The sequence below is a fragment of the Hymenobacter daeguensis genome (genome assembly GCF_054780555.1).
Genome location: NZ_BAAGWC010000014.1, coordinates 96741 through 119217, shown reverse-complemented (window position 1 = coordinate 119217; position 22477 = coordinate 96741). Strand labels below are relative to the sequence as shown.

Sequence of the window (22477 nt, the reverse complement as noted above, 5' to 3'; positions counted from 1 at the left end):
GGGAAATGCCGAACGTGAGGTATGAATTGAAATCCCGGGCGCGCGTTTTAGCGCGAAATGGGGCGCAAAGGTGGCGGTTTAAATAACAGTATCCAGCAAATGCCACAATTTTTTGCTTTCCGCAGCCCACAGCACTTCGGCAGGAATGCCGTTGGGGTAGAACTGCCGGCTGCGCAGCTGGGCCATCAGGGCCGGGCCATCAACGGGCTGCTGAAAATCGAGCTGCAGGCCCGCGCCATGCGCCTGCAGCAGCTCATTCCACAGGGCATTAGGCGAGGAAATAACCGGCAGCCCGTGCGCCAGGTACTCAAACAGCTTGGTGGGCCGGCAGCGTTCCGTGCTGAGGTGCGGCCGGTAGGGCAGCAGGCCCACGTGGCTGCGGCCGATTTCGGCCACAACGCGGGCGTGCGGCACCAGCTCCTGCCCGCCGATGAGCGTGAGCCAGGCCGCACTCTCCGCTACCTTTTGCTGAAGCTGCGCCAGCAATGCTGGCTGCTGGCAGAAGCCGATGATGGTGAGCCGGGCCCCGCCGGGCCAAACCCCGTGCAGCTGCTCGGCAAGCGCAATGGCTTCCCACACGCCGTTGAGCTCAGAGATGGTGCCGGAATAGAGCAGCCGCAGCGGCTCGGCAGGCGATGGCAGGAGCAGGGGCTGCGTGGGCAAGGCTTCGCCGGGCGCGGGCTGGTATTTGTTTTCCAGCACAACAACCCGGCCGGTTGGCAATGATTGCAGAAAAGGCAATTCCTCGGCGTAGCTGGCTTCGGCCAGGATGACGCCGGCGGCCTGCCGCGCCGCCCGGCCCTCTACCCGGCGCAGCCCCGCTGCCAGCCCGCGCCGCGTGAGGCCTTGGTACACGCGCTGGGTGCTCACATTCAGCGCGTAGTTCTCGCGGATGTCGTAAATAAATTTTCGGCCCGTGCCCAGGGCTTGCCAAAGCAGCGTGAGCGGCAGCAGTTCCGGCGCGTGCACGACGACAGCGGCCGGCCGCAGCTGCCGCAGCAGGCGCCAGTAGCGCCATTGCGCGGCCAGCCGGCCCAGGCTCAGCCGCGAGCCGTTGAAAATGGGGTGCTGAAAAATGCCCGGTGAAGCCTGGGATGCCACCGGCCCCGCAGCACCCCGGCCCGCTACGTGCGCCTGCACCCCCGGTCGCTCACAGAGGGTTTGGGCAAACTTGCCCCGCATACGGGTATCGTCCACCGGCTTCAGCACCGATGCCAGCAAAACCACCAATTGAGAGGACCCGGAGCCAAGCACGGCCCAAAGATGCTAGTTTTGCCGTTTCCAAGCGCCTCCGGCATTTCCCGGCGGCTTACATTCCCCTGATTCATCATCCCTCCTGCTATGGCTGACCTGCAAACCCAAATTGAAGCCGCCTGGGCCGACCGCGCCCTGCTCCAAACCGCCGAAACCAAAGCCGCCATCGAGCACGTCATCGAAGAGCTCGACAAGGGCCGCCTGCGCGTGGCTACCCCGCCCGCCGAAGACGGCGGCGACTGGACCATCAACGAATGGGTGAAGAAGGCCGTGATTCTCTATTTCCCCATCCGCCAGATGAGCACGCAGGAAGTCGGCCCCTTCGAGTACCACGACAAGATGCTGCTCAAAACCGACTACGCCGGCCAGCAGGTGCGCGTGGTGCCGCCCGCCGTGGCCCGCTACGGCGCGTTTCTGGCCCCCGGCGTCATCCTCATGCCCAGCTACACCAACATCGGCGCCTACGTGGGCGAGGGCACGATGGTGGACACCTGGGCCACCGTGGGCAGCTGCGCCCAGGTGGGCAAAGGCGTGCACCTGAGCGGCGGCGTGGGCCTCGGCGGCGTGCTCGAGCCCGTGCAGGCGGCCCCCGTCATCATCGAGGACGGCGCCTTCATCGGCTCGCGTAGCATCCTCGTGGAAGGCTGCCGCATCGGCAAGGAAGCCGTGATTGGCGCGGGCGTCACCATCACCGGCAGCACCAAAATCATCGACGTAACCGGCCCCGAGCCCAAGGAATATCGCGGCTACGTGCCGCCGCGCTCGGTCGTCATTCCCGGTTCCATTGCCAAGCAGTTCCCGGCTGGCGAATACCAGGTGCCCTGCGCCCTCATCATCGGCCAGCGCAAGCCCAGCACGGACTTGAAAACGTCGCTGAATGATGCGTTGCGTGATTTTGGGGTGTCGGTGTAGTGCTGCCCGGTAGCCCCGGTGGGGCGATATATCGGTAGTAGCTACATGTTTTCCGCAAAACAGTAGCCCCAGCGGGGCGGCACTCGTTAGGTGAGTGTCGCCCCGCTGGGGCTGCTGTTGTTTGAGCTGGTTACTTGCTACCGATATATCGCCCCGCTGGGGCTATCGGGTAGCACTACACGCCAGCCTTCAGCTTCTCGCCAAACAGCGCCTTCACCTTGTCCACTTTGGGGCGGGCCACAAACTGGCAGTAGGGCTCGTGGCCGTGCAGATTGAAGTAGTTCTGGTGGTAGTCCTCGGCGGGGTAGAAGGTGGGGGCGGGCAGAATCTCCGTTACCACCGGGTTGGGGAAGGCGTGGTTGTCGTTGAGCTTTTGCTTGTACTCCTCGGCGAGCTGCTTCTGCTCCTCGTTATGGTAGTAGATGCCCGAGCGGTACTGGGTGCCCACGTCGTTGCCCTGGCGGTTGAGGGTGGTCGGGTCGTGGGTTTTCCAGAAGATTTCGAGCAACTCCTTGTAGCTGATAACGGCCGGGTCGAAGGTGATGTCGATAACCTCGTTGTGGCCGGTGAGGCCGCTGCACACTTCCTTATACGTCGGGTTGGCAATGCGGCCCCCGGCGTAGCCAGAAACCACTTTTTCGACACCTTTTAAATTCTGAAATACGGCTTCGACGCACCAGAAGCAGCCGGCGCCAAATGTTGCATGTTGCATGGGTAAGGAAATTGGTTCGTTGTTGGGTTGGTAACAACGCGGTAGACGCGGCCGGGGTTATTTCCTTACAGCAGCCCCAACAAGTCGGGGGCTGCTTCTATTATTTCCAACACCTAGCCCCGCCGGGTCGGGAAGCACTTCCAATAGGCTTGAAACCGCATCCCGCCGAGGCGGGGACAACTTCGAGAATGCAAAAAGCCGTCCCCACCTAGACGGGGACGGCTTTTGCTGGCCTGAAATCCTGCCTCGCCTGGCCGGAAGACACTTTCGGTATTCCCAAATCCGTCCCCGCATCGGCGGGATGCGGTTTCAAGCCTATCGGAAGTGCTTCCCGACCCGGCAGAGCCTACTTGCGGAACCGCTCGGCCACCACCAGGTCCTTCGAGCCGGCGGTGTGCTGATAGAAGCCCTCGCCAGATTTCACGCCCAGGCGGCCGGCCGTCACCATGTTCACCAGCAGCGGGCAGGGCGCGTACTTGGGGTTGCCGAACCCCTCGTGCAGCACCCGCAGAATGGCCAGGCACACATCCAGCCCAATAAAATCGGCCAGCTGCAGCGGGCCCATGGGGTGGGCCATGCCCAGCTTCATCACCGTGTCAATTTCCTCCACGCCGGCCACGCCCTCGAAGAGCGAGATGATGGCCTCGTTAATCATCGGCATCAGAATGCGGTTGGCCACGAAGCCGGGGTAGTCGTTCACCTCGGTGGGCGTTTTGCCCAGCTGCCGCGACAGGTCCATCACCTGCGTCGTCACGGCATCCGACGTGGCGTAGCCCCGAATCACCTCCACCAGCTTCATCACCGGCACGGGGTTCATAAAGTGCATCCCAATCACCTGCTGGGGCCGCCTGGTGACGGCCGCAATCTTGGTGATGGAAATGGACGACGTGTTGGAGGCCAGAATGGCATCGGCGGGCGCGTGCTGGTCCAGGTCGCGGAAGATTTGCAGCTTGAGGTCCACGTTTTCGGTGGCTGCCTCCACCACCAGGCCCGCGCCGGCCACGCCTTCGGCCAGCGAAGTAAAGGTTTTGAGCCGGCCCAGGGTGGCGGTTTTGTCGTCTTCGCTCAGGGTGGCTTTGGCCACCTGGCGGTCCAGGTTTTTGGTGATGGTGCCCAGCGCGCGGTCCAGCGCCGGCTGGCTAATGTCAATCAGCGACACCGAAAACCCATGCTGGGCAAATACGTGGGCAATGCCATTGCCCATGGTGCCAGAGCCAATAACGGCAACATTCATAACGAACAGAAAAAGAGTGGGTGGGAAATAGCGTAGGGCGCATCGGCCCGCGCCGGCAAAGCTACGGCGGCATTCACAACCGCTGTTTTTGTTTGGCTATTGCAAAATAATTTTTCAATTATTATATCCTTTTGAAAGGTGCCCCGTACAATGCCCCAGAGATACTTCTCTAACATTTTTCACCTCCCCTTCATACTTCTTAACCTCTTCAAAGCCATGGGCAACCTCCTGTATATCATCGCCGTCATTCTGGTCATCATCTGGGCTGTAAGCTTCTTCGGGGGCTTCGTTTCGGGCGGCATCATTCACGTTCTGCTGGTCATTGCCATCATTGCCGTGCTGCTCCGCGTCATTAGCGGGCGAAGCGCTGTATAGCGCCACCTAATTGGGTTAAACGTAAAAACACAAAAAAGCCGCGCTGGAAACAGCGCGGCTTTTTTGTGGGTAAAAGCGAGAGCCCCTAGCGGCCGATATTGAACAGGAAGTTGAAGCGGATGACCGGGTTGCTATAGATGCTGTTGTTGAACGTGTCGTTGAAGTTGTACAGCACCAGAATATCGGCGGCCGCCCGGTTGCCCAAGGGCGTGCGGTAGCCCACGCCCGCCAGGGGCGACTCTATGGTGCGGGTGCCGGTGAGAAACTTATTGTTGGAGATTAAATAGTTATTGTTGGCATCTACCAACGGCAGCTCAGCCTTCGTCACTTCATATTCGCCGTGGACAAAAAACTGGTCGATAACCCGAATTTGCGCGAAGGCCTTGACCCCAATGTTGTTCAGGCTCAGCGTTGGGTTGCCTTTGCCGAAGGTTTGGTTGGTGTAGGCGTAGCTGATGCCGGGGCCAACCGAAATCCGGTCATTGATGCGGTAGCCCAGGGCTGGCGAGATGCTGACGTTGAGCGCTCCGCCATCGTAGTAGATGTTGGAGGAATAGCTGAGCCCGAAGCCCGAATAAATAAAGAACTTGGTATTCTGGTCGGCGTGGGCTTGCTCTGCCTTACGAGCCTGCTCACGGCCCGGCAGCTGCAGGCCCGATGGCGCATCGGGCGTAGGCTGCGGAGCCGGGGTATTGTAAGTGGGCTCAGGGGCCGGCGTGGGTTCTGGGGCTGGCGCAACGGGGGCCGGCGTGGGCTCTACGGGGCGCGGCGGGGCCGTGGGCGGGCCGGGAGGCGCCGAGTTCAGCACGGGCTTGTCCTGGGCCTGGGCCTGCAAAGCAGAAAGGCCGGCCACCCCGACAACAAGCAACAGCGAGCGCAAATAACGTTTCATGCGGAAAGCGAAAATAGGGGAGAATGAAGAACGGGAAACGGTGGTTCAACGCAACAGCGAAGGCCGGGAAAAAAGTCGCTCCCCGGGCTTCATTCGTCGATTATTTACGCCAGCTGATACATTTTCTGCCGCTGAGCCTTCAGCGTTTCGTCGGCCAGGTACTCCTCGTAGTTCATGCGGCGGTCGATGATGCCGTCGGGCGTGAGTTCGATAATGCGGTTGGCCACGGTGTCGATGAACTGCAAGTCGTGCGAGGCGAAGATGAGCGAGCCGCTGAATTCCTTCAGGCCGTTGTTGAGGGCCTGAATGCTTTCCAGGTCCAGGTGGTTCGTCGGGTCGTCCAGCACCAGCACGTTGCCGCTTTCCAGCATCATTTTCGAGAGCATGCAGCGCACTTTCTCGCCCCCGCTCAGCACATTGGGCTTCTTCTGCGATTCCTCGCCCGAAAACAGCATCCGGCCCAGCCAGCCGCGCACAAAGCTCTCGTCCTTCTCCACCGAGTACTGGCGCAGCCAGTCTACGAGGTTCATGTTGTCGGCCTGGAAGAAGGCGCTGTTTTCCTTGGGGAAGTAGCTGGGCGTGATGGTGGTGCCCCATTTGTACTCGCCTTTATCGGCCTTGGCTTCGCCAAAGATGATGTCGAACAGGAGGGAGGCGGCGCGGTCGTCGCGGCCCACAATGGCCACCTTGTCGCCCTTGTCGAGCGTGAACGACACGTTTTTGAGCACCGACTGGCCGTCTACCGACTTAGCCACGCCGTCCACCGTGAGCAGCTGGTTGCCGGCTTCGCGCTCGGGCTTGAAGGCGATGTAGGGATAGCGGCGCGACGAGGGCTTGATTTCCTCCAGCGTCAGCTTTTGCAGCAGCTTCTGGCGGCTGGTGGCCTGCTTGCTTTTCGAAGCGTTGGCCGAGAAGCGGCGCACAAACTCTTCGAGCTCTTTGCGCTTGTCCTCGGTTTTCTTGTTCACGTCCTGGCGCTGGCGCAGGGCCAGCTGGCTGCTCTCGTACCAGAACGAGTAGTTGCCGGGGTACATGGTAATTTTCGAGAAGTCCAGGTCGGCCATGTAGTTGCACACGGCATCGAGGAAGTGGCGGTCGTGGCTCACCACAATCACCGTATTCTCAAAGTTGTCGAGGAAGTTTTCGAGCCAGAGCACGCTCTCGGCATCAAGGTTGTTGGTCGGTTCGTCGAGCAGCAGCACGTCGGGGTTGCCAAAAAGGGCCTGGGCCAGCAGCACACGCACTTTTTCGCTGGCCCCAAGGTCGGCCATCAGCGCGTAGTGCTTGTCTTCGGTGATGCCCAGGCCGGAAAGCAGCTCGGCGGCCTGGTAGTCGGCGTCCCAGCCGTTCATGTCGGCAAACTCGCCTTCGAGCACGCCGAGGCGCTCCCCGTCGGCATCGGTGGCCGTGCCCGCATCGTATTTGGCGTAGAGGGCATCCTTCTCCTTCATCACGTCGGCCAGCTTCTGGTGGCCTTGAATCACGGTCTGGAGCACTTGCTGGTCGTCGTAGGCAAACTGGTTCTGCTTCAGCACCGCCAGGCGCTGGCCAGCGGGCATCTCCACCGCGCCGGTATTGGGCTCCAATTCCCCCGAAAGGATTTTCAAAAAGGTCGATTTGCCCGCGCCATTGGCCCCGATGAGGCCATAGACGTTGCCAGGCAGGAATTTAACGGTAACATCTTCAAACAGCACACGCTTGCCGTAGCGCAGGCTCACATTGGAGGTGGAAATCATTCAACTAACTAGAAAGAGTACGTAAAAAGGCGCATAGCACGCAGTCGGCGGTAAAATTACGCAGGAAGCCGCCGCCGAAGCATTGAAATAAACCGCCGCCCGTGCAAATAAGTGCCAGTCAACGCCATTCGGGTAAAACCCCGCACCAGCGAAGGCAGTATAAAGGGGAAAGCCGTGGCAATTGCGCCACATTCCACTTTTAACTCCTTTATCCAATGGCAACTGCACCCGCACTCAAAACAACCGGTGTTTCTTCCGCCAGCCGCCTGGCAGCGCTTCGCGCCACCGCCGAAGGCAATGGCGTTCGGTACGGCATCTACACGGCCGGGGTCCTGATAGTCTATATGGTCATTGCCGCCCTGACAGGCTTTCTCGGCAACATCGAAGCCAGTGCGCTCAATGGCGCCATCATCATTGCGGGCGTGGTGCTGTCCATCCGTCACCTGCGCATGGTGAAGGGCCGTAGCATGGGCTACCTCGAAGGCTACGGCACGGGCATCATCACGGCCCTGATTGCCTCGGCAATACTGGGGGCTGCTTTCTGGCTGATGGGCGGCATTAGCCAGCAGGCCATTTCGCAAATCCGCTCGCGCGACCTGTTTGGCGCAGACCTGGGTGTGCTTATCAGCGGCCTCGGCATTATCCTGATGGGCACAATGACCGGCGTAATCACCTCCCTCATTGCCATGCAGTATTACCGCTCGCCCGATGAAGAACAGGCAGAAATGAAAGAAAACTAGGGTTTGATAATCCCTTGACCGTAAAGGGCTGACTCCTGGAGTCAGCCCTTTTTTGTTGCTGGTTCTTGCCGCCGATGCAAGTTTTTATTTGTGTCGCACTATATTTTTTATTGAGATTAGAAGATGAATTAGACTAGTTCGGAAACTAAACACTAACTTGCGGCCGTTAAGAACAAATTTCAAACATCTCCCCTGTCAAATATTTGTTTTTTATGTGCAAGACCAACGCCTTTTTGCTAACGTTGCTGTTGGCTGGCGTATCCTTCGGCGCACAGGCCCAAATGGCTGACCGGCTGTCGGAACACCCCGCCATGAGCAAGGCCTACGGCGACAAAGCCGTGAGCCTGACCCGCGACATGACCACCCGCCTGCACCTCAACGAGGGGCAGTTTCTGCGCCTGCTGCCCGTGAACCGCACCAAGCTGGCGGGCCTGACAATCATCGAGCGCGAGTACCGCAACGACGAAACAACCCGCGCCGCCAAAGCCGCCGAGCTGGAAGCCCAGTATGAGCAGGAGTGCAGCCGTATTCTCACGCCCACGCAGCTCAGCCAGCTTCAGGAGCAGAACGGCCAGCCCGCCGGCGCTCCCGCCAATACGGGCAACGGCCTGGGCTAAGTAATTCCAGGTTACGCAATAAAAAGGTCCGCCAGGCATCTGGCGGGCCTTTTGGCGTTATGGGGCCGCGGGCGTGAGCGGGTCGGTGAGGACTTCCGTCACGGTGCCGAGCGGGCCGAAGCGCAGGCTCAGGCAGGGCGCGCCTGAGCGGGCGTGGCGGCCAGTGCATTGGCTGCCGGGCTGCAGGTAGTAGTAATACACTTTCTCGGTGCCGGCCCGCAGCTCCTCCTCGTCGGGCGGGCCGAGCAGGGCCGTCACGTCGTCGGCCCGGGCCTCGTAGAGCTTCTCCTTGCTTTGGGTGAGGGCGGGCACGGCCGCGCGGCGCTGGTTGTGGCAGGCATAGGGGTCGGCGCGCCAGGCGGCAGCGTCGAAGCCGGGCAGTTGGGGCAGGGCGTGGCCACAGCCGGCCAGAAAGGCCGCACTCGCCAGAAGCGCCAGGCGGCGGCGGCCGGAAAACGCTGAAAAGGGACGTGAATTCAAGGACAGGGGGGAAAAAGTTGGCCCAGCGCCAAGCATCGGACGAAACTAAGCACTAAATTTGAGCTAGCGGTGTCGTGCTCGCATCGCAAAATAGATAAGATACTACGTTAGCCATTGTTATTGAATATGCTGAAACACCTTGTTCGCTTCGGGTTGGGATTGTCGATGCTGGCCCCGGCTTTCCAGCTCTCGGCTCAGGAGGTACCGGTGAGTGCGCTGGCAAAGCTGCCGGCGCAGGCCCGCCGGGCCTATTTCCAAACCGCCTTCGAGCAGAAAACCGCGCAGCTCTATGCGCGGCTGCAGCTGAATGTTTCGGACCTGCCCCTGGCCGTTTTTCGGGAAGGCCTGGTGGGCTACTATAACCTGCGGGCGGCCAGCCACCGGGCCCCGGTGCCGCCGGTGCTTACGCTGATTGACTTCAGCCGGCCCAGCCAGCAGAAGCGGCTTTGGGTGATTAATATCGAAAAAGCCAAGGTGCTCTACCACACGCTGGTGGCCCACGGCAAAGCCAGCGGTGCCGATGTGCCGATGGCCTTTTCGAACCAGGATGGCTCGGAAATGAGCAGCCTGGGATTTTACCGCACGGCTCCCACTACCTACGTGGGCAAGCACGGCCTCTCGCTCAAAATCAAGGGCCTCGACCCCGGCTTCAACACCAATGCCGAGAGCCGGGCCGTGGTGGTGCACGGGGCCGACTACGTGTGCGAAGACTTTGTGCGGGCGCACGGCCGCCTGGGCCGCAGCCAGGGCTGCCCGGCGCTGCCCGTGGCCCAAACGCCGGCCATTGTGAAGGCCATTCAGGGGGGCAGCGTGCTGTATCTGCACGGGCCGGCCGGGGCGGGCTACCGCTCCAAATGGCTGGACCTGGATGGCGCGGTGGCGGCTTTTGCCAGCATGCAGTAGGGCCAGGCCACCGGGGCGGGGCAGGGCGGGCAATAACCCGGAAGGGAAGGGTGCGTTAAAGGCGCATCGGGCTTCGGCCTGGGGTGGCCGGCTGGTTAGCTGCGCCACATTTCATACTTCTTTACTTCCCCTGTCCATGCGCTTAAATCTTCGCTTCATCATTGCCATCATCGTGGCGGCAGTGGCTTTGTTCGGCTACTTTTTCAATACCTCCAAAAATGAGGTGACGGGCGAAACCCAGCACGTCAACATGAGCGCCGACCAGGAAATTGCCCTGGGGGTGCAGGCGGCTCCCGAAATGGCCGCCCAATACGGCGGCGAAAGCCCCGATGCCCGCGCCACGGCTGCCGTGCAGCAGGTCGGCCAGAAAATCGTGGCCAGCACCAAAGCCGGCCAGACACCCTACCGGTTCCAGTTTCATCTGCTGGCCGACGACCAGACCATCAATGCCTTTGCGCTGCCCGGCGGGCAGGTATTCATCACCCAGGGGCTGCTGAAAAACCTGACTTCGGAAGGGCAGCTGGCGGGGGTGCTGGCGCACGAAATCGGCCACGTTGTGGGCCGGCACTCGGCCGAGCAGGTGGCCAAGTCGAACCTGACGCAGGGGCTGGCCGGCGCGGCTTCCATCGCCTCGTACGACCCCAATAACCCCGGCAGCTCGGTGGCCAAGGCGGCCATTGCGGCGGCCATTGCCAAGGTTATCAGCCTGCGCTTCAGCCGCAACGATGAGTTGGAAGCCGACAAGCTGGCCGTCGATTTCACGCCCAAAGCCGGCTACGACCCCCGCTCGATGATAAAAGTGATGGAAATGCTGCGCAGCCAGGAGGGCCGCAGCAGCACTCCCGAGTTTATGAGCACACACCCCGACCCGGGCAACCGCATTGGCGAGCTGGAGAAGGACATTGCGGCCGATTATCCGCAGGGTGTGCCGGCCGGGCTGAAGCAATAGCCGGGCATTTCAACACAGCCGAAAGCGGCGAAAATCCAGCCTTGCAGTTGGGTTTTCGCCGCTTTTTTAGTCAGCAATCAGGCGTCCGGCCTTCCCGGAAAAACATGCTCATCAGCTGCGTGCCGGTACTGCGGCAGAGCTTATATGGCTAGACCCGTCGCGGAAGCAGCATCTCTAGTTGCCTGCTTTTTCTACCAGCAGCACGGCCAGCCAGGGGAAGTTTTCGAGGGGGGTTACCCGGTAGGCAGGATTGGCGAGTAGGCGCATTTCGACCCATTGGGGGCATTCCAGGTAGTCATCCCACAGGTTGTGGGTGTGCAGGCCATGGTGGTTGGGCTGGCACTGGGCCAGGTAGTTGGGACGGTCGATGACCAGAAATCGGTCATACCGGCTCAAAAACTCGTCGTTGGTAAGGATGTTGCGCTCAAACCGGGCCGGAAAATTGCGCCGCCAAGCCTGCATGTGCTTGAACTCCTGAGGGGGAAAGGTGCCGCTGCTGGGGGCCACTGCCGACTTCCAGTCCAGGATATAATAATACTGGCGACGGTCAGGCGAGTAGTAGTTGCGCTCCAGAAAGTCGCCCGACAGGGTGACGACGCGAGGCAGCTGGCCGTATTTGCGCAGAATCGACTTGCGTAAGTCGCGGGACCCCGGCCGCAGCTTCCCTCTGAAATTGATGCCAACCAGTACCGGGCGAACCAACGCGGCCGCCACCAGCAGGACGAGGGCCAGGCTGACAAACGCGCCGGCCAGCGGTTTCTGACGCTTGAAAAAAGACTGGATATCTTCGGTGAATAGCGCGTGGGCCGTGTTGCGGGAGGCAATGTAGGTGAGCAGAATAGCCCAGCCCAGGGCACTTGGCAGCATATAGCGCGGGTAAAACACCGGTTTGATGGTGAGCGACACCACCCACACACCAACCGGGACCAGCAAAAAAACAGCCGCAAACACCAGCAACGGTATCTCGGCAGCCTGGGGCCGGTACCTGCTGAAATAGCTGCTTACCCCCGGTTTTTTATACTGATAGATAAAGACGCTGACAATGAGGGCAAAGACGACCAGCAGGGTGCGGGAGGCAAAGCTTTGAGCGGTGATGCCATAGATGTCGATGAGGTCGCGCAGGTCGGGGGCGGGTATCCAGGTGCGGGGCTTGCCGGCATCGGCCTGCACCAGAAAGGCCGGCATGTAAAACACCAGCGAAAGCCAGCCCAACACAATGGACGCATACAGCCAGGGCCTGAACATGCGCAGCAGCCGGTCGACGATGACAAACGCGAGCAACACCCCCGCCCCGTAGAACAGCCCAAACAAATGCGTGTGCACCAACGCCGCGTGGGCGCAGGCATTGAGCAACAGCATGCCCAGGCCGGCATGGCGCTTCTGGTAAAGCCTGGCGTAGAGCAGCAGGCAAACGGCGCTGACGGCCAGAAACAGCCCATACATGCGGGCTTCCCCGTTCTGAATCAATATCAGGTTGGAGGTGCAGAACACCAGGCTGACCCCCAGCGCCGTGGGCCAGAAGTGAAAAGTGCGGCGGATGACAACCCAGGCAATGGCCAGGGCAATGCACATGCCCAGCGAAGTGAAGAGGCGCAACGACAGCTCCGAGGAGCCAAACAGCTTGTCCCAGTTCCAGCCCAGAAAAAAATACAGGAAGGGGGTGTTGTTCAGCTTGTCGTGAAACGCAATGAGCATCTTGTCATACGATGCCTCCGAGGTCATGTAGTACGAGAACAGCTCGTCGTTCCAGAAAAACTTTTTGGCCGATACCGTGACGCAGTGAAACAGAATGGCGCAGACTGCGAAGCCCGGCAACAGGTATTCCCAGCGGGAAGGCTTCAGGGCTGCGGGCGGGGATGGAAGGCCGGTGCCGGGGGATTCGGTAGCATAGCGGGAGGGCTGAATTTTCACCAAACGAGGGATTTTAGGCAACAAGAACGGAGCAGCCGGGCGGCGCGCGTAGCCAGGGGCCGGGCCTGCCACGCGTACCGCCCGGCTACTCGGCGTATTTCTTTTCGGGCTGCAAGTGCAGGGATGGATAATATTTCTTCGACTTGAACACGGTGGTGAGCCAGAGCCGGTACAGCACCTGCCAATAGCCTCCGCCCACTTTGGCCAGCCGGAACGAGGAAACGCCCATTTCGGCCGTGCGATTTATCCACGACATGGGCACTTCCTTCACCGAATAATTCATCACGAGGGGCAGCAGGCCGGTTTCGGCGTTGATGGAGAAGCCGGGCTGCGTGAGCGGCATGGCATCGACCACTTCGCGCCGGAACAGCTTGAGGTTGTTGGTGACGTCGCGAAATTTGGTGTTGAGCATGAGGCGGGCCAGCACGTGGAAGCCGCGGTTGGCCACAATTTTCTGGAAAGGGTAGTTGAGCAGCACGCTGTAGCGCGAAAACCGGCTGCCGATGACCACGCCATACCCCTCGGCCGCGCCGTCGAAGATGTCGCGCAGCTCCGGCAGCAGCTCCCGGAAGTCGCAGTCGATGGACAGGACGTATTGGCCGGTTGCGGCGCGGTAGCCATCCGTGATAGCGCGGCCCACGCCATTGGGTGGGGTGCGAAAAACGGGTTTGATGACCGGGTAAGCTTCGGCCAGCTCGGCAATAACCTCGCGGGTGCTGTCGCGGCTGTTGTCGTCAACCAGCACTATCTCGTGGATGTAGCTGCTGTAGAGGTCCATCAGGCGGCTCACCAGCGGCCCGATATTCATTTCCTCGTTGTGGCAGGGCACCACCACCGACACCGCTCGATGCAGCTGCGGATGCTCAAACAGCGAGCTGGCGGGCAGGTAGGGCTTGATGGCACCCTTTTGCGCGTGCACCAGAATGGAGCTGGCAATATTCTGCACCACCGGCATGTTTTCCAGAATAATCGACAGATTTTGCAGCAGCCATTTCCCGTTGCCCGCCAGCGGCGCATAGGCAAAATCGTGAAAGGCGGAGAAGGTATTGCTAAAGCCGGCGGCCTTTATCAGGCGGTGCAGCTGCTGGCGGCTGTAGAGCTTGCGGTAGCTGGCCCCCCCCGAGTGCTTGAATACAGCATTATTCAGCCTGAAAAACGGATTCCAGGGGTTGTTTTCGTAGAACACGACCTGCCCGCCGGTCTTCAGATAAGCATAGGCCTGGCGCAGAACCCAGGCGCAGTTGGCTTCATCGAGCAGGTCAATTACGACCACAAAATCAAATTCCGGGGCCGGTTGCGCCTGCTGAAGCTGCGCGTAGCTGATGCGGTGCAGGGCCGGGTCGGCGGTTTCATTGCCGGCGGGGCCTTCGGCAAAGGTGATGGCCGTGATGGGGTTTTCGCCCCGCGTGGCCTGCCGCAGCTTGTGCGTGAAAAGGCCCGTGCCGCTGCCCAGCTCCAGAACAGACTGGCCGGGAAGCAGGTGCACCAGGTGCCGGAAGGTTTGGGCGCGCCACAGCAACCGCTCGTCGGCAATGGGGTCTTTCCGAAGCCAGTAGTCATCACGCGTGTGCTCGCGGATTGCCAGTTCCCTGACAATAGAAATGCTATCCATCGGCTATTTCAGAACGGACTTGGTGGCAGTTGGCCCCTGGGCGAGCTTAACCGGGCCCACTTTCAGGAGCGTTGCCTCGACCAGCTGCTTAATGGTGGCTTCGAGGGAAATGCTGATGTCCCAGGAAGGGTAGTGGGCGCGCATCTTGGCCAGGTTTGAGATGTAGCAGATGTGGTCGCCAACGCGGTTGGTGGGCACGTAATGATAGGTCTGGGGCTTTGCAGAAAACTTTTCGACCAGGCTGAAGGCTTCCAGAATGGAGCAGGAGTTGGCCCGGCCGCCCCCCAGGTTGTACACCTCGCCCACGCGCGGGGTATTGACGAACATGTTGATGAACCGGGCCACGTCGAAGGCGTGAATATTGTCGCGCACCTGCTTGCCTTTGTAGCCGAAAATCTTGTATTCGCGGCCTTCCAGGTTACACCGCACCAGGTAGCTCAGAAAACCGTGCAGCTCAACCCCCGAGTGGTTGGGGCCGGTGAGGCAGCCGCCGCGCAGGCAGCAGGTGGGCATGCCAAAATAGCGACCGTATTCCTGCACCATCACATCGGCCGCCACCTTGGAAGCCCCAAAAAGCGAGTGCTTTGACTGGTCGATGGAAAAATCCTCGGCAATGCCGTCGGCGTAGGCCGGGTCGGCATAGTCCCAGCGGGTTTCCAGCTCGGTGAGGGCAATGAGGTTGGGCCGGTCGCCGTACACCTTATTGGTCGACAGGTGCACAAACGGCGATTCCGGGCAGAACTGACGGGTGGCTTCCAGCAGGTTCAGGGTGCCGGTGGCATTGGTATCGAAGTCATCGAACGGAATGGTGGCGGCCCGGTCGTGGGAGGGCTGGGCGGCGGTGTGCACAATGGCAAAGGGGCGCACTTTCCGGAGCAGGTCCATCACGCCCTGGCGGTCGCGGATATCGAGCTCATGATGACAGAAAGCGCTGCCCAGGGATTGGGCCAGGCGCCGCTGATTTGCGCGGTTATCGCCCTGAGGGCCAAAGAATACGGCCCGCTGATTGTTGTCGAGGCCATGCACTTCCCACCCGCAGCCGGCGAAAAAAGTGGCTACCTCCGAGCCAATAAGCCCGGAAGACCCTGTGACGAGTATTGATTTCATGTACGATGTAGTGCGGAAAGGAAACCCGGTTATGCTGGGATAGAATTGCTGATATTTATAATAATTATAGCTTTTTGCCTAAAATTAGGCTAAATATTCTTAAGGATTCAAAAATATAGTTAGAGGTATTTTTCGAAATAAGGGTAGAAATCAGACTATAATGGTAGAATAACCGGATAAGCTCAGGTGCAGGCACTGGTAAAAATCTTTTTAATAACCAGTTAAATAAAACTTCGAAAACGCTGAAATAGCTACGTCCTTATTCTGATATGCTGCGCTTTGGGCGCGGCGCGCACCCGCGCAGGGGCCAGCCTGCTGACGCAGCCGCGGGCGCATTAATGGCACGCATAAGATTAATGGCACGCATAAGCAGGGGCGCTCCTGCAACGTGATGCCGCACCGCGCCACTGGCGGGCAAGCCGTTTGGCTGGCTTGCCCGCCAGTGGCGCGGGCAGCCGGCGGTTAAAAATTGGGCGGGGTGAGGTTTTTGAAATGGCCATTCAGGCGCACCCGCTCCTTGAGGCGCTCGGTTTCGAGCACCACGGGCAGGATGGTGTTGAGGTGCTCGCGCACCATCTCCTGGCGTTCGAGCTCGCTGGTGGTGGCCAGGAGCTGGTATTCCTGGTCGGTGCTGAAGCCGATGTGGTGGGCCACGTCGAAGATGGTGTAGTTGGGGGCCAGCTCCAGCAGGAGCTTGCGCAGGCCGAGGGCTTCGTAGAGCTGGCGCACCTGGCGGGTGATGATGTCGCGCAGCAGGGGGTCGGCTTCGTCGTCCTGCACCACGTCTTCGACCAAGCCGCCGGCGTAGAGCTTGCCGGGGGCCTGGCGGTAGAATTTATTGATGCGGAACACGCCCACGGCCCTGGTCCGGATGTCGAGCTCGCCGCTGGCGTAGGTTTGCTCCACGCTGATGAGGCGCATTTCAGTGCCCAGTTCGCTCAGCGACTCGTCGAGGTAGGGCGGGATGCCGAAGGTGGTGTTTTGCTCGATGCACTCGCGCACCAGCTGGCGGTAGCGGGGCTCGAAGATGTGCAGGTTCAGCTTTTCGCCCGGAAAGACGACCAGATTCAGGGGGAATAGCGGCAGCAGGCGGGCCATGGGGAGCGAACGTGAGCAGGAATGAAATCAAGGCCTCAACAGCTGATGGGCTTGATTGGGTTTGGGGCCGCTGCCAGGGGCAAGCCGCCGCGTAGGAGGCAGCAAGGTAGGGGGGAAAGCTGAAACCCCGCTTGCCAAGCTACTTTTGCGCCCGATGCCTTCTGCCAAGCTGATTCCCGACGTTTCCGTGCTGCTCAAGAAAGCCGGCCGCCTGCTGCTGCAGGTGGGCGCGGCGCTGTTTCTGACCTCCATTGCCTGGGTGCTGATATACCGCTGGGTGGCCCCACCGGCCACCTGGCTGATGCTGGACCGCCACGCCCACCCGCCGGTGGGCCTGGGCTACTACGGCATTCAGGAAGAGCCCCGCCGCATTCACTACGATTTCCGGACCCTCGACGAGGTGGCCCCGAACGTGCCCCTGGCCCTGGTGGCGGCTGAGGACCAGCGCTTTCTCATGCATCACGGCTTCGACCTGGACGCGCTGACCAGGGCCGCCAGGCGCAACTGGAACGGCGACGGCAAGCACATTGTGGGCGGCAGCACCATCTCGCAGCAGGTGGCCAAAAACGTGTTTCTGTGGCAGGGGCGCAGCTATGTGCGCAAGGCGGCCGAGGCCTATTTCACGGTGCTCATCGAAACGCTGTGGAGCAAGCGGCGCATCATGGAGATGTACCTGAGCGTGGCCGAGATGGGCGACTGCACCTTTGGGGTGGAGGCGGCGAGCCGGCGCTATTTTGGCAAGCCCGCCAGCGAGGTAACCGCCGCCGAAGCGGCGCTGCTGGCCGGGGTGCTGCCCAATCCGCTGCGCTTCCGGGCCTCCAATCCCGGGCCGGTGGCGCGGGCCAAGCAGCTGCGCGTGATGCGCAACATGCGCCGGCTGGGCGGCACCCGCTTCGTGGCCGAGATATTGAAATGAGCTGGGGAGCAAAAGAACGTCATGCTGCGACTGCGCTCAGCATGACGTTCTTTTGCTGCTATGAAGCATCACCATATTCTTCCGTTGCTCCTTGGTGGCCTGGGCCTCGCCGGCTGCGCTGCCACGCGCCCCGCAGCCCCCGTCGCCAACCCGGCCGCCGCCCGCCGAGCCATCGTGCAGGTGCTCACTACGCAGATGGCGGCCTGGAACCGGGGCGATATTCCGGGCTTCATGGCGGGCTACTGGCAGTCGGACTCGCTGGTGTTCATCGGGCGGAAGGGGCCGACGTATGGCTGGCAGCCCACGCTGGCCAACTACCAGAAGAATTACCCCGACGCGGCGGCCATGGGCCAGCTCGATTTCAGCGGGCTGCGGGTGACGCTGGTGGCCCCCACGGCGGCGCAGGTGGTGGGGCGCTGGCACCTGGCGCGGCCGGCGGCGCTCGGCGACTTGCAGGGCTACTTCCTGCTGGTGCTACGGCAGATTGACGGCCAGTGGGTGGTGGTGGCCGACCACACGAACAGCGCGCAGTAGCGGGCCAGGCAGCGGGCAAAAAGAAGGCCCCGCCAAAAAGGCGGGGCCGGATGAGGTGACGTGGAAATTGACTTTTACCGCGATGGGGTATCGGGCGAAGCAGGGGGAAGGCCTACTGAAGGCGGCTGGGAGGCGGTGAGGCGAAATTGGACGGAACCGGGAGGTGGGGGCGGGCTAGAGGGTTTTTTGCTGGGTGGTTTCGTTGCCGGGGTTGTCGTAGGCGGAGACGAGGATTTTGTCGCCGGCGAGGCTGGCGTTTTGGGCGGTGGCGGTGTAGCGGTAGGTGTAGCCGTCGGGGTCGGGGGTGGCGTCGCCTTCTTCGACGAGGGTGCCGTCGGGGTTCTGGATACGGACGTGGACGTGGTGGACGGCGAAGTCGTCGGTGGCCTGGATGACGATTTCGTCGCCGATGGCACCGCGGTAGGCGGAGAAATCGACGCTACGGATGTCGGGGGCGTTGAGGTAGTCGGCGACGGCGACGGCGCAGGCGGACTGGATGTCGGGGGAGGTGGCGGACTGGTAGGCGGCTTTCTGGGCAGGGTCTTGCTGGGTGGCGCGGCCGTAGAAGGCGGCCCGCTGGAAGCGCTGGCGCTGGGCGAGGATGGCGGGCGTGGGAGCCTTGGAGGAGGGGCGGGGGGCATCGCCGACGGAGACAGTGCCGTTGGCGTTTTGGCGGAAGACGAGGCCGGAGACCTTGCCGGAGAGTCCCTGGGTGAGGGCGTTGGTAGCTTTTGCCATGGTGGTAAAAGATTGGGGGTTAGGTGTGGAATTGTGCGGGCTAGTTACGAAGGAATATTTAGTTTATTGTATGGTTAGGAAATAAAAAAGCCCCGCTGGGGGCGGGGCTTCTTGTCTGAGGAATGAGTTGGTTTTACAGACCGTCATGCTGAGCGGAGCGCAGCGGAGTCGAAGCATCTCGCGCGCTTCGTTGTGACGGTATTAATTACTGCTGCAAGCGAGATGCTTCGACTCCGCTGCGCTCAGCATGACGTTTTTTGCCGCTCTTGCTTAAATCAGCGGGAGGCCCAACTCGGCCAGGAACTGGTTGTGGCGGGCGGTGGCTTCGGCGGCCTGCTTCTCGATTTCAACCAACTGCTTGTGCACGGCCAGCAGGTCGATTTCCTCGGCGCTGGTGGCGGTACTCACGTAGCGCGAGATGTTGAGGTTGTAGCCGTTCTGCTCGATTTCGGCCATGGGCACGCGGCGGGCGTAGCGGTCTTCCTCGGTGCGGTCGCGGTAGGTGGCCACGATTTTGTCGATGTCCTGCTGGCGCAGGAAGTTCTGGCGCTTGCCCTTTTCGAAGTGCTCGGCGGCGTTGATGAACAGCACGTCGTCGGGCTTCTTGCACTTCTTGAGCACGAGGATGCAGACGGGGATGCCGGTGCTGAAAAACAGGTTGGCGGGCAGGCCGATGACGGTGTCGATGTGGCCGTCCTTGAGCAGCTTGGTGCGGATGCGCTCCTCGGCCCCGCCCCGGAACAGCACGCCGTGGGGCAGGATGATGGCCATGGTGCCCTCGGGGCTGAGGAAGTGGAAGGCGTGGAGCAGGAAGGCAAAGTCGGCGGCCGACTTGGGGGCCAGGCCGTGGCTCTTGAAGCGGAAGTCTTCGCCCAGGGCCTCGGTGGGCTCCCAGCGGTAGGAGAAGGGCGGGTTGGCCACGATGGCGTCGAACGCCATCTTTTTGGCCGGGTTGGGCTCGTTGAGCAGGTCCCAGTCGTTCTTGAGGGAGTCGCCGTGGTGGATGTCGAACTCGGTGTCCTTCACGCCGTGGAGCAGCATGTTCATGCGCGCCAAGTTGTAGGTGGTGATGTTCTTTTCCTGGCCGTAAATCTTGCCGATGGTTCCCCCACTCTCATGCATTTTATGGCGCACGTTGAGCAGCAAGGAGCCCGACCCACAGGTAATATCCAGAACTCTTTCCAGCTTGGCGCGCTTGCCGGCGGCGGGATTCTGGCCGTCGAGCACCACGATGTCGGACAGGATGGTGGAGATGGGCTGGGGCGTGTAGAACTCGCCGGCCTTCTTGCCGCCGCCGGCCGCAAACTGCCCGATGAGGTACTCGTAGGCGTCGCCCAGGGTGTCGGCGTCGGTGGAGAAGTCGCGGATGCCCTCCGAGATTTTCTGGATGATGGTGCAGAGCTTGGCGTTGCGCTCGGGGTAGGTGCGTCCGAGCTTCTCGGAGTTGAGGTTGATTTCGGAAAAGAGGCCCTGGAAGGTGCTGTCGAAGGACTCGTTTTCGATGAACTTGAAGCCTTCGCCGAGGGTCTTCAGCAGCTCGTCGTGCTGGGTGCGGGCCAGCTCGGCGATGTGGCTCCACAGGTGCCGGGGCTCGATGACGTAGTGTACGCGGCGGCGCATGAGCTGCTCAAACTCGGGCACGTCGGCCGCGTTGGCGGCGTACCACACGGCCAGGGGGGCGCGCTGGTCGCCGGGGGGCAGGGCGGGGTAGTCGGTGCCCAGCTCCTTGCGGGCGGCGGTTTCGTAGTTGTCGGAGAGGTAGCGCAGGAAGAGGAACGACAGCATGTAGTCGCGGAAGTCGTCGGCGTTCATCGCGCCCCGTAGCTGGTCGGCAATGGCCCAGAGGGTTTTGCCTAGTTGTTGGCTTTGTTGGTTGCTCATGCGGTGGGTTCGGGGGCAGCGGGAAACAGGTTCTGCATCAGCCCTTTTTTATGGAGTTTGAGGGCTTCTATTTTTTGCGTTTGCGCAGTGATACGGTTGTCGAGAGACGAGAGGCAGGCGGCGATTTTTTGCTGTTCCTCGATTTCATAAGGAAGTTTGACAACAATAGTCCGCAACGTTTTTTGGTTAATCCCTTTCGCTGTGGAGCCAGTTGAGAGCTTTTCAAGTTCATCTTGAAATTGTTTGCTCCAGATTAACTGAATTAGAAATGGATTATTTACTGTGGCTTTTGTTTTAAACGCGACTACCCGCTGGCTTAAAATGTATTTCTGAGAATCAGGAACTAGCAAGGCCTTGCCTAATGGTGCTTCCATTGTGAAGACAATATCTCCCTTTTCAAGATTTACTTTCCCCATCCATTTATCATATAATTCTTCGCTCCCCAAGTTGCATTCCGCATCAAAATCAATAAACCCGTTTTTTACATTGTTTGCAGAAAGACTGACAATGTTGCCACCACCCCAACTCATTCCAAGCTTTGGAGGTGTCCTTCCTCTAAAATCAAGGACCTCATCTAGCAAGTCGTAAAAATTAGTGTCCACCCATTCCTCCGCATCTTGAAATTCTGGAAACCGTAGCTTCGGCACCGTTTCTCTTTCGGCGGGAAAGAGCCCCTGCATCAGGCCTCGCTTGTGCTCCTGGAGAGAATCCAGCTTAACGCTTTGCGCGGTGATGAAGTCATCGAGAGAGGAAAGGGCGGCGGCTATTTTTTGCTGTTCGAGCAGAGGTGGGCAAAAAATTTCAATCTTTCTTAAAATTCCTAGCGCAATAAATTTTTGAGTATTACCAGTATTTAGCCTGTTTAATTCACTCGAAAAGTATTTACTATTGAGAAATTGAACGAGGTAATCATTCAATAATTCTTCTTGTTGCTTTATAAGTGCAACGTTCTTAATAGCAAATCCATCTGTTTTTACTTTGACTGGATTGCCTATTGTTCCAATCATACCGAATAATATGTCTCCTACATCTACCCGTGACCTTTTATTAATCTGCTCGTAGTCACTTACTGAAATTAAATCAGTGTTTTTTAAGTCTAAATCCCCGCTGGATAATAGATTTTTCGATGTAACCAACGGTTTTCCTGCGCTATAGAATTTTGGCGAATCATGAGTTCCGTCTCGCACATCACTCATGTTACCCAATTCTTTTACTTCCCACTCCGGCGCCTCCACAAACTCCGGAAACCGCAGCTTCGGCAGGGCCGTCTTTTTCGTTTCTTTACTCATGTAGCTTGTTTTGCGGTAGGTGGGTTGGTGTTGTTGGGGACTGGTGGCCTATTGTCATGCTGAGCGCAGTCGAAGCATCTCGCTCGGGGGCGTTGGGGGTGGTGGCAGCGTCAGCACGCGAGATGCTTCGACTTTGCTCAGCATGACGGGCTTGTTGTAGACGAGTTAGGAAGGCAGTTGGGGTATCTTCCATTCCACCGTTCCAGGTTTGCAGGTCGACGGCTTCCCAACTTGGGTTCAGGCCCGCGATGAGTGCCTCTTTCTTTGCCCGCGTCCAACCTTTGAGCTGTTTTTCGCGGGCAATGGCCTGGCTGGCATCGACGCAATGCTCGAAATATATCAGCAAGTTGCATTGGTAGTGGCCGGTGAACTTGTAGGCATTGCCCAAGCCGGAGCTGTGCTCTGACAGGCGGCGGTTGAGGTCGTTGGTAACGCCGATGTAGAGGACCGTATGGGCGGGATTGGTGAGGATGTAGACGTACATGGCTGAGTAGGGCTTTAGAACGTCATGCTGAGCGGAGCGCAGCGAAGTCGAAGCATCTCGCGTGCATCGTTGAACGATTGGGTTAGTGCCGCACGCGAGATGC

Annotated in this window: 22 protein-coding genes; 8 read left to right on the top strand and 14 right to left on the bottom strand. The window is 60.0% G+C overall.

Translation table 11 applies throughout. The annotated features are described in order from the left end of the window. Window positions 1–78 precede the first annotated feature (78 nt). Entirely contained in the window at window positions 79–1209 is a 1131-nt protein-coding gene (locus tag ACYVHT_RS15745) for a glycosyltransferase (RefSeq protein ID WP_460553781.1), read from the bottom strand. A 132-nt stretch (window positions 1210–1341) separates the two neighbouring features. On the opposite strand from ACYVHT_RS15745, the gene ACYVHT_RS15740 reads away from it, so the two are divergent. Next, complete coding sequence (locus tag ACYVHT_RS15740; protein WP_460553778.1) at window positions 1342–2166, top strand: 2,3,4,5-tetrahydropyridine-2,6-dicarboxylate N-succinyltransferase; 825 nt, start codon at window positions 1342–1344, stop codon at window positions 2164–2166. A 175-nt stretch (window positions 2167–2341) separates the two neighbouring features. Here the strand turns inward: ACYVHT_RS15740 and msrA are convergent, their stop codons facing one another. Continuing rightward, window positions 2342–2878, bottom strand: a complete 537-nt coding sequence (gene msrA, locus ACYVHT_RS15735) for a peptide-methionine (S)-S-oxide reductase MsrA (RefSeq protein WP_460553776.1) — start codon at window positions 2876–2878, stop codon at window positions 2342–2344. A 346-nt stretch (window positions 2879–3224) separates the two neighbouring features. Further along, on the bottom strand, window positions 3225–4112 hold the full coding sequence (locus tag ACYVHT_RS15730) for a 3-hydroxybutyryl-CoA dehydrogenase (protein WP_460553773.1): 888 nt from the start codon (window positions 4110–4112) through the stop codon (window positions 3225–3227). 216 nt (window positions 4113–4328) lie between these two features. Here ACYVHT_RS15730 and ACYVHT_RS15725 point away from each other — a divergent pair, with 216 nt between their 5' ends. Further along, window positions 4329–4487 (top strand): lmo0937 family membrane protein, encoded by a 159-nt coding sequence (locus ACYVHT_RS15725; protein WP_460500626.1) that lies wholly within the window; start codon window positions 4329–4331, stop codon window positions 4485–4487. A gap of 85 nt (window positions 4488–4572) precedes the next feature. Here the strand turns inward: ACYVHT_RS15725 and ACYVHT_RS15720 are convergent, their stop codons facing one another. Together ACYVHT_RS15720 and ACYVHT_RS15715 are read right to left on the bottom strand one after the other, a co-directional pair. Further along, window positions 4573–5379, bottom strand: coding sequence for a hypothetical protein (locus tag ACYVHT_RS15720; RefSeq protein WP_460553771.1), 807 nt, complete (start codon window positions 5377–5379; stop codon window positions 4573–4575). A gap of 104 nt (window positions 5380–5483) precedes the next feature. Then, window positions 5484–7115, bottom strand: coding sequence for an ABC-F family ATP-binding cassette domain-containing protein (locus tag ACYVHT_RS15715; RefSeq protein ID WP_460553767.1), 1632 nt, complete (start codon window positions 7113–7115; stop codon window positions 5484–5486). 215 nt (window positions 7116–7330) lie between these two features. Between ACYVHT_RS15715 and ACYVHT_RS15710 the strand changes: the two genes are divergently transcribed. After that, entirely contained in the window at window positions 7331–7855 is a 525-nt protein-coding gene (locus ACYVHT_RS15710) for a DUF4199 domain-containing protein (protein ID WP_460553764.1), read from the top strand. A 212-nt stretch (window positions 7856–8067) separates the two neighbouring features. Next, window positions 8068–8472: a hypothetical protein gene (locus tag ACYVHT_RS15705; RefSeq protein WP_460553761.1), complete on the top strand. Its 405-nt coding sequence runs from the start codon at window positions 8068–8070 to the stop codon at window positions 8470–8472. Between the two features lie 57 nt (window positions 8473–8529). Here the strand turns inward: ACYVHT_RS15705 and ACYVHT_RS15700 are convergent, their stop codons facing one another. After that, window positions 8530–8952 carry a hypothetical protein gene (locus ACYVHT_RS15700; RefSeq protein ID WP_460553758.1) on the bottom strand — a complete coding sequence of 141 codons (423 nt, stop codon included), beginning with the start codon at window positions 8950–8952 and terminating at the stop codon, window positions 8530–8532. Window positions 8953–9078: 126 nt separating this feature from the next. Here ACYVHT_RS15700 and ACYVHT_RS15695 point away from each other — a divergent pair, with 126 nt between their 5' ends. Both ACYVHT_RS15695 and ACYVHT_RS15690 read left to right on the top strand, forming a co-directional pair. Continuing rightward, entirely contained in the window at window positions 9079–9855 is a 777-nt protein-coding gene (locus ACYVHT_RS15695; protein ID WP_460553755.1) for a murein L,D-transpeptidase catalytic domain family protein, read from the top strand. Between the two features lie 136 nt (window positions 9856–9991). Next, window positions 9992–10804 (top strand): M48 family metalloprotease, encoded by an 813-nt coding sequence (locus ACYVHT_RS15690; protein WP_460553752.1) that lies wholly within the window; start codon window positions 9992–9994, stop codon window positions 10802–10804. Window positions 10805–10978: 174 nt separating this feature from the next. On the opposite strand, the gene ACYVHT_RS15685 is transcribed toward ACYVHT_RS15690, so the two are convergent. From ACYVHT_RS15685 to ACYVHT_RS15670, 4 genes are all read right to left on the bottom strand, one after another. Further along, the gene (locus tag ACYVHT_RS15685) at window positions 10979–12715 is read right to left on the bottom strand and encodes a hypothetical protein (RefSeq protein ID WP_460553749.1); all 1737 of its coding nucleotides are present in this window, start codon (window positions 12713–12715) and stop codon (window positions 10979–10981) included. 85 nt (window positions 12716–12800) lie between these two features. Beyond that, the gene (locus ACYVHT_RS15680; RefSeq protein WP_460553746.1) at window positions 12801–14327 is read right to left on the bottom strand and encodes a glycosyltransferase; all 1527 of its coding nucleotides are present in this window, start codon (window positions 14325–14327) and stop codon (window positions 12801–12803) included. Between the two features lie 3 nt (window positions 14328–14330). Continuing rightward, entirely contained in the window at window positions 14331–15434 is a 1104-nt protein-coding gene (locus ACYVHT_RS15675) for an NAD-dependent epimerase/dehydratase family protein (RefSeq protein ID WP_460553743.1), read from the bottom strand. A 462-nt stretch (window positions 15435–15896) separates the two neighbouring features. Next, window positions 15897–16532: an LON peptidase substrate-binding domain-containing protein gene (locus ACYVHT_RS15670; RefSeq protein WP_460553740.1), complete on the bottom strand. Its 636-nt coding sequence runs from the start codon at window positions 16530–16532 to the stop codon at window positions 15897–15899. Between the two features lie 154 nt (window positions 16533–16686). Between ACYVHT_RS15670 and mtgA the strand changes: the two genes are divergently transcribed. Together mtgA and ACYVHT_RS15660 are read left to right on the top strand one after the other, a co-directional pair. Next, complete coding sequence (gene mtgA, locus ACYVHT_RS15665) at window positions 16687–17448, top strand: biosynthetic peptidoglycan transglycosylase (RefSeq protein ID WP_460553737.1); 762 nt, start codon at window positions 16687–16689, stop codon at window positions 17446–17448. Window positions 17449–17508: 60 nt separating this feature from the next. After that, the gene (locus ACYVHT_RS15660; RefSeq protein WP_460553734.1) at window positions 17509–17982 is read left to right on the top strand and encodes a YybH family protein; all 474 of its coding nucleotides are present in this window, start codon (window positions 17509–17511) and stop codon (window positions 17980–17982) included. A 174-nt stretch (window positions 17983–18156) separates the two neighbouring features. On the opposite strand, the gene ACYVHT_RS15655 is transcribed toward ACYVHT_RS15660, so the two are convergent. From ACYVHT_RS15655 to ACYVHT_RS15640, 4 genes are all read right to left on the bottom strand, one after another. Then, window positions 18157–18720, bottom strand: a complete 564-nt coding sequence (locus ACYVHT_RS15655; protein ID WP_460553732.1) for a hypothetical protein — start codon at window positions 18718–18720, stop codon at window positions 18157–18159. Between the two features lie 270 nt (window positions 18721–18990). Then, window positions 18991–20601 carry a type I restriction-modification system subunit M gene (locus tag ACYVHT_RS15650; RefSeq protein ID WP_460553729.1) on the bottom strand — a complete coding sequence of 537 codons (1611 nt, stop codon included), beginning with the start codon at window positions 20599–20601 and terminating at the stop codon, window positions 18991–18993. Continuing rightward, window positions 20598–21890: a restriction endonuclease subunit S gene (locus ACYVHT_RS15645; protein WP_460553726.1), complete on the bottom strand. Its 1293-nt coding sequence runs from the start codon at window positions 21888–21890 to the stop codon at window positions 20598–20600. The genes ACYVHT_RS15650 and ACYVHT_RS15645 overlap by 4 nt, the downstream gene beginning before the upstream one ends. Beyond that, window positions 21883–22374 (bottom strand): GIY-YIG nuclease family protein, encoded by a 492-nt coding sequence (locus ACYVHT_RS15640; protein WP_460553724.1) that lies wholly within the window; start codon window positions 22372–22374, stop codon window positions 21883–21885. Before ACYVHT_RS15640 ends, ACYVHT_RS15645 begins: the two co-directional genes overlap by 8 nt. Window positions 22375–22477 lie beyond the last annotated feature (103 nt).

Excerpts from the sequence above, each read along its gene's own strand:
- ACYVHT_RS15740 (WP_460553778.1), top strand. The coding sequence starts at position 1,342 with ATGGCTGACCTGCAAACCCAAATTGAAGCCGCCTGGGCCGACCGCGCC.
- msrA (WP_460553776.1), bottom strand. The coding sequence starts at position 2,878 with ATGCAACATGCAACATTTGGCGCCGGCTGCTTCTGGTGCGTCGAAGCC.
- ACYVHT_RS15730 (WP_460553773.1), bottom strand. The coding sequence starts at position 4,112 with ATGAATGTTGCCGTTATTGGCTCTGGCACCATGGGCAATGGCATTGCC.
- ACYVHT_RS15725 (WP_460500626.1), top strand. The coding sequence starts at position 4,329 with ATGGGCAACCTCCTGTATATCATCGCCGTCATTCTGGTCATCATCTGG.
- ACYVHT_RS15720 (WP_460553771.1), bottom strand. The coding sequence starts at position 5,379 with ATGAAACGTTATTTGCGCTCGCTGTTGCTTGTTGTCGGGGTGGCCGGC.
- ACYVHT_RS15715 (WP_460553767.1), bottom strand. The coding sequence starts at position 7,115 with ATGATTTCCACCTCCAATGTGAGCCTGCGCTACGGCAAGCGTGTGCTG.
- ACYVHT_RS15710 (WP_460553764.1), top strand. The coding sequence starts at position 7,331 with ATGGCAACTGCACCCGCACTCAAAACAACCGGTGTTTCTTCCGCCAGC.
- ACYVHT_RS15705 (WP_460553761.1), top strand. The coding sequence starts at position 8,068 with ATGTGCAAGACCAACGCCTTTTTGCTAACGTTGCTGTTGGCTGGCGTA.
- ACYVHT_RS15695 (WP_460553755.1), top strand. The coding sequence starts at position 9,079 with ATGCTGAAACACCTTGTTCGCTTCGGGTTGGGATTGTCGATGCTGGCC.
- ACYVHT_RS15690 (WP_460553752.1), top strand. The coding sequence starts at position 9,992 with ATGCGCTTAAATCTTCGCTTCATCATTGCCATCATCGTGGCGGCAGTG.
- ACYVHT_RS15680 (WP_460553746.1), bottom strand. The coding sequence starts at position 14,327 with ATGGATAGCATTTCTATTGTCAGGGAACTGGCAATCCGCGAGCACACG.
- ACYVHT_RS15675 (WP_460553743.1), bottom strand. The coding sequence starts at position 15,434 with ATGAAATCAATACTCGTCACAGGGTCTTCCGGGCTTATTGGCTCGGAG.
- ACYVHT_RS15670 (WP_460553740.1), bottom strand. The coding sequence starts at position 16,532 with ATGGCCCGCCTGCTGCCGCTATTCCCCCTGAATCTGGTCGTCTTTCCG.
- mtgA (WP_460553737.1), top strand. The coding sequence starts at position 16,687 with ATGCCTTCTGCCAAGCTGATTCCCGACGTTTCCGTGCTGCTCAAGAAA.
- ACYVHT_RS15660 (WP_460553734.1), top strand. The coding sequence starts at position 17,509 with ATGAAGCATCACCATATTCTTCCGTTGCTCCTTGGTGGCCTGGGCCTC.
- ACYVHT_RS15655 (WP_460553732.1), bottom strand. The coding sequence starts at position 18,720 with ATGGCAAAAGCTACCAACGCCCTCACCCAGGGACTCTCCGGCAAGGTC.
- ACYVHT_RS15650 (WP_460553729.1), bottom strand. The coding sequence starts at position 20,601 with ATGAGCAACCAACAAAGCCAACAACTAGGCAAAACCCTCTGGGCCATT.
- ACYVHT_RS15645 (WP_460553726.1), bottom strand. The coding sequence starts at position 21,890 with ATGAGTAAAGAAACGAAAAAGACGGCCCTGCCGAAGCTGCGGTTTCCG.
- ACYVHT_RS15640 (WP_460553724.1), bottom strand. The coding sequence starts at position 22,374 with ATGTACGTCTACATCCTCACCAATCCCGCCCATACGGTCCTCTACATC.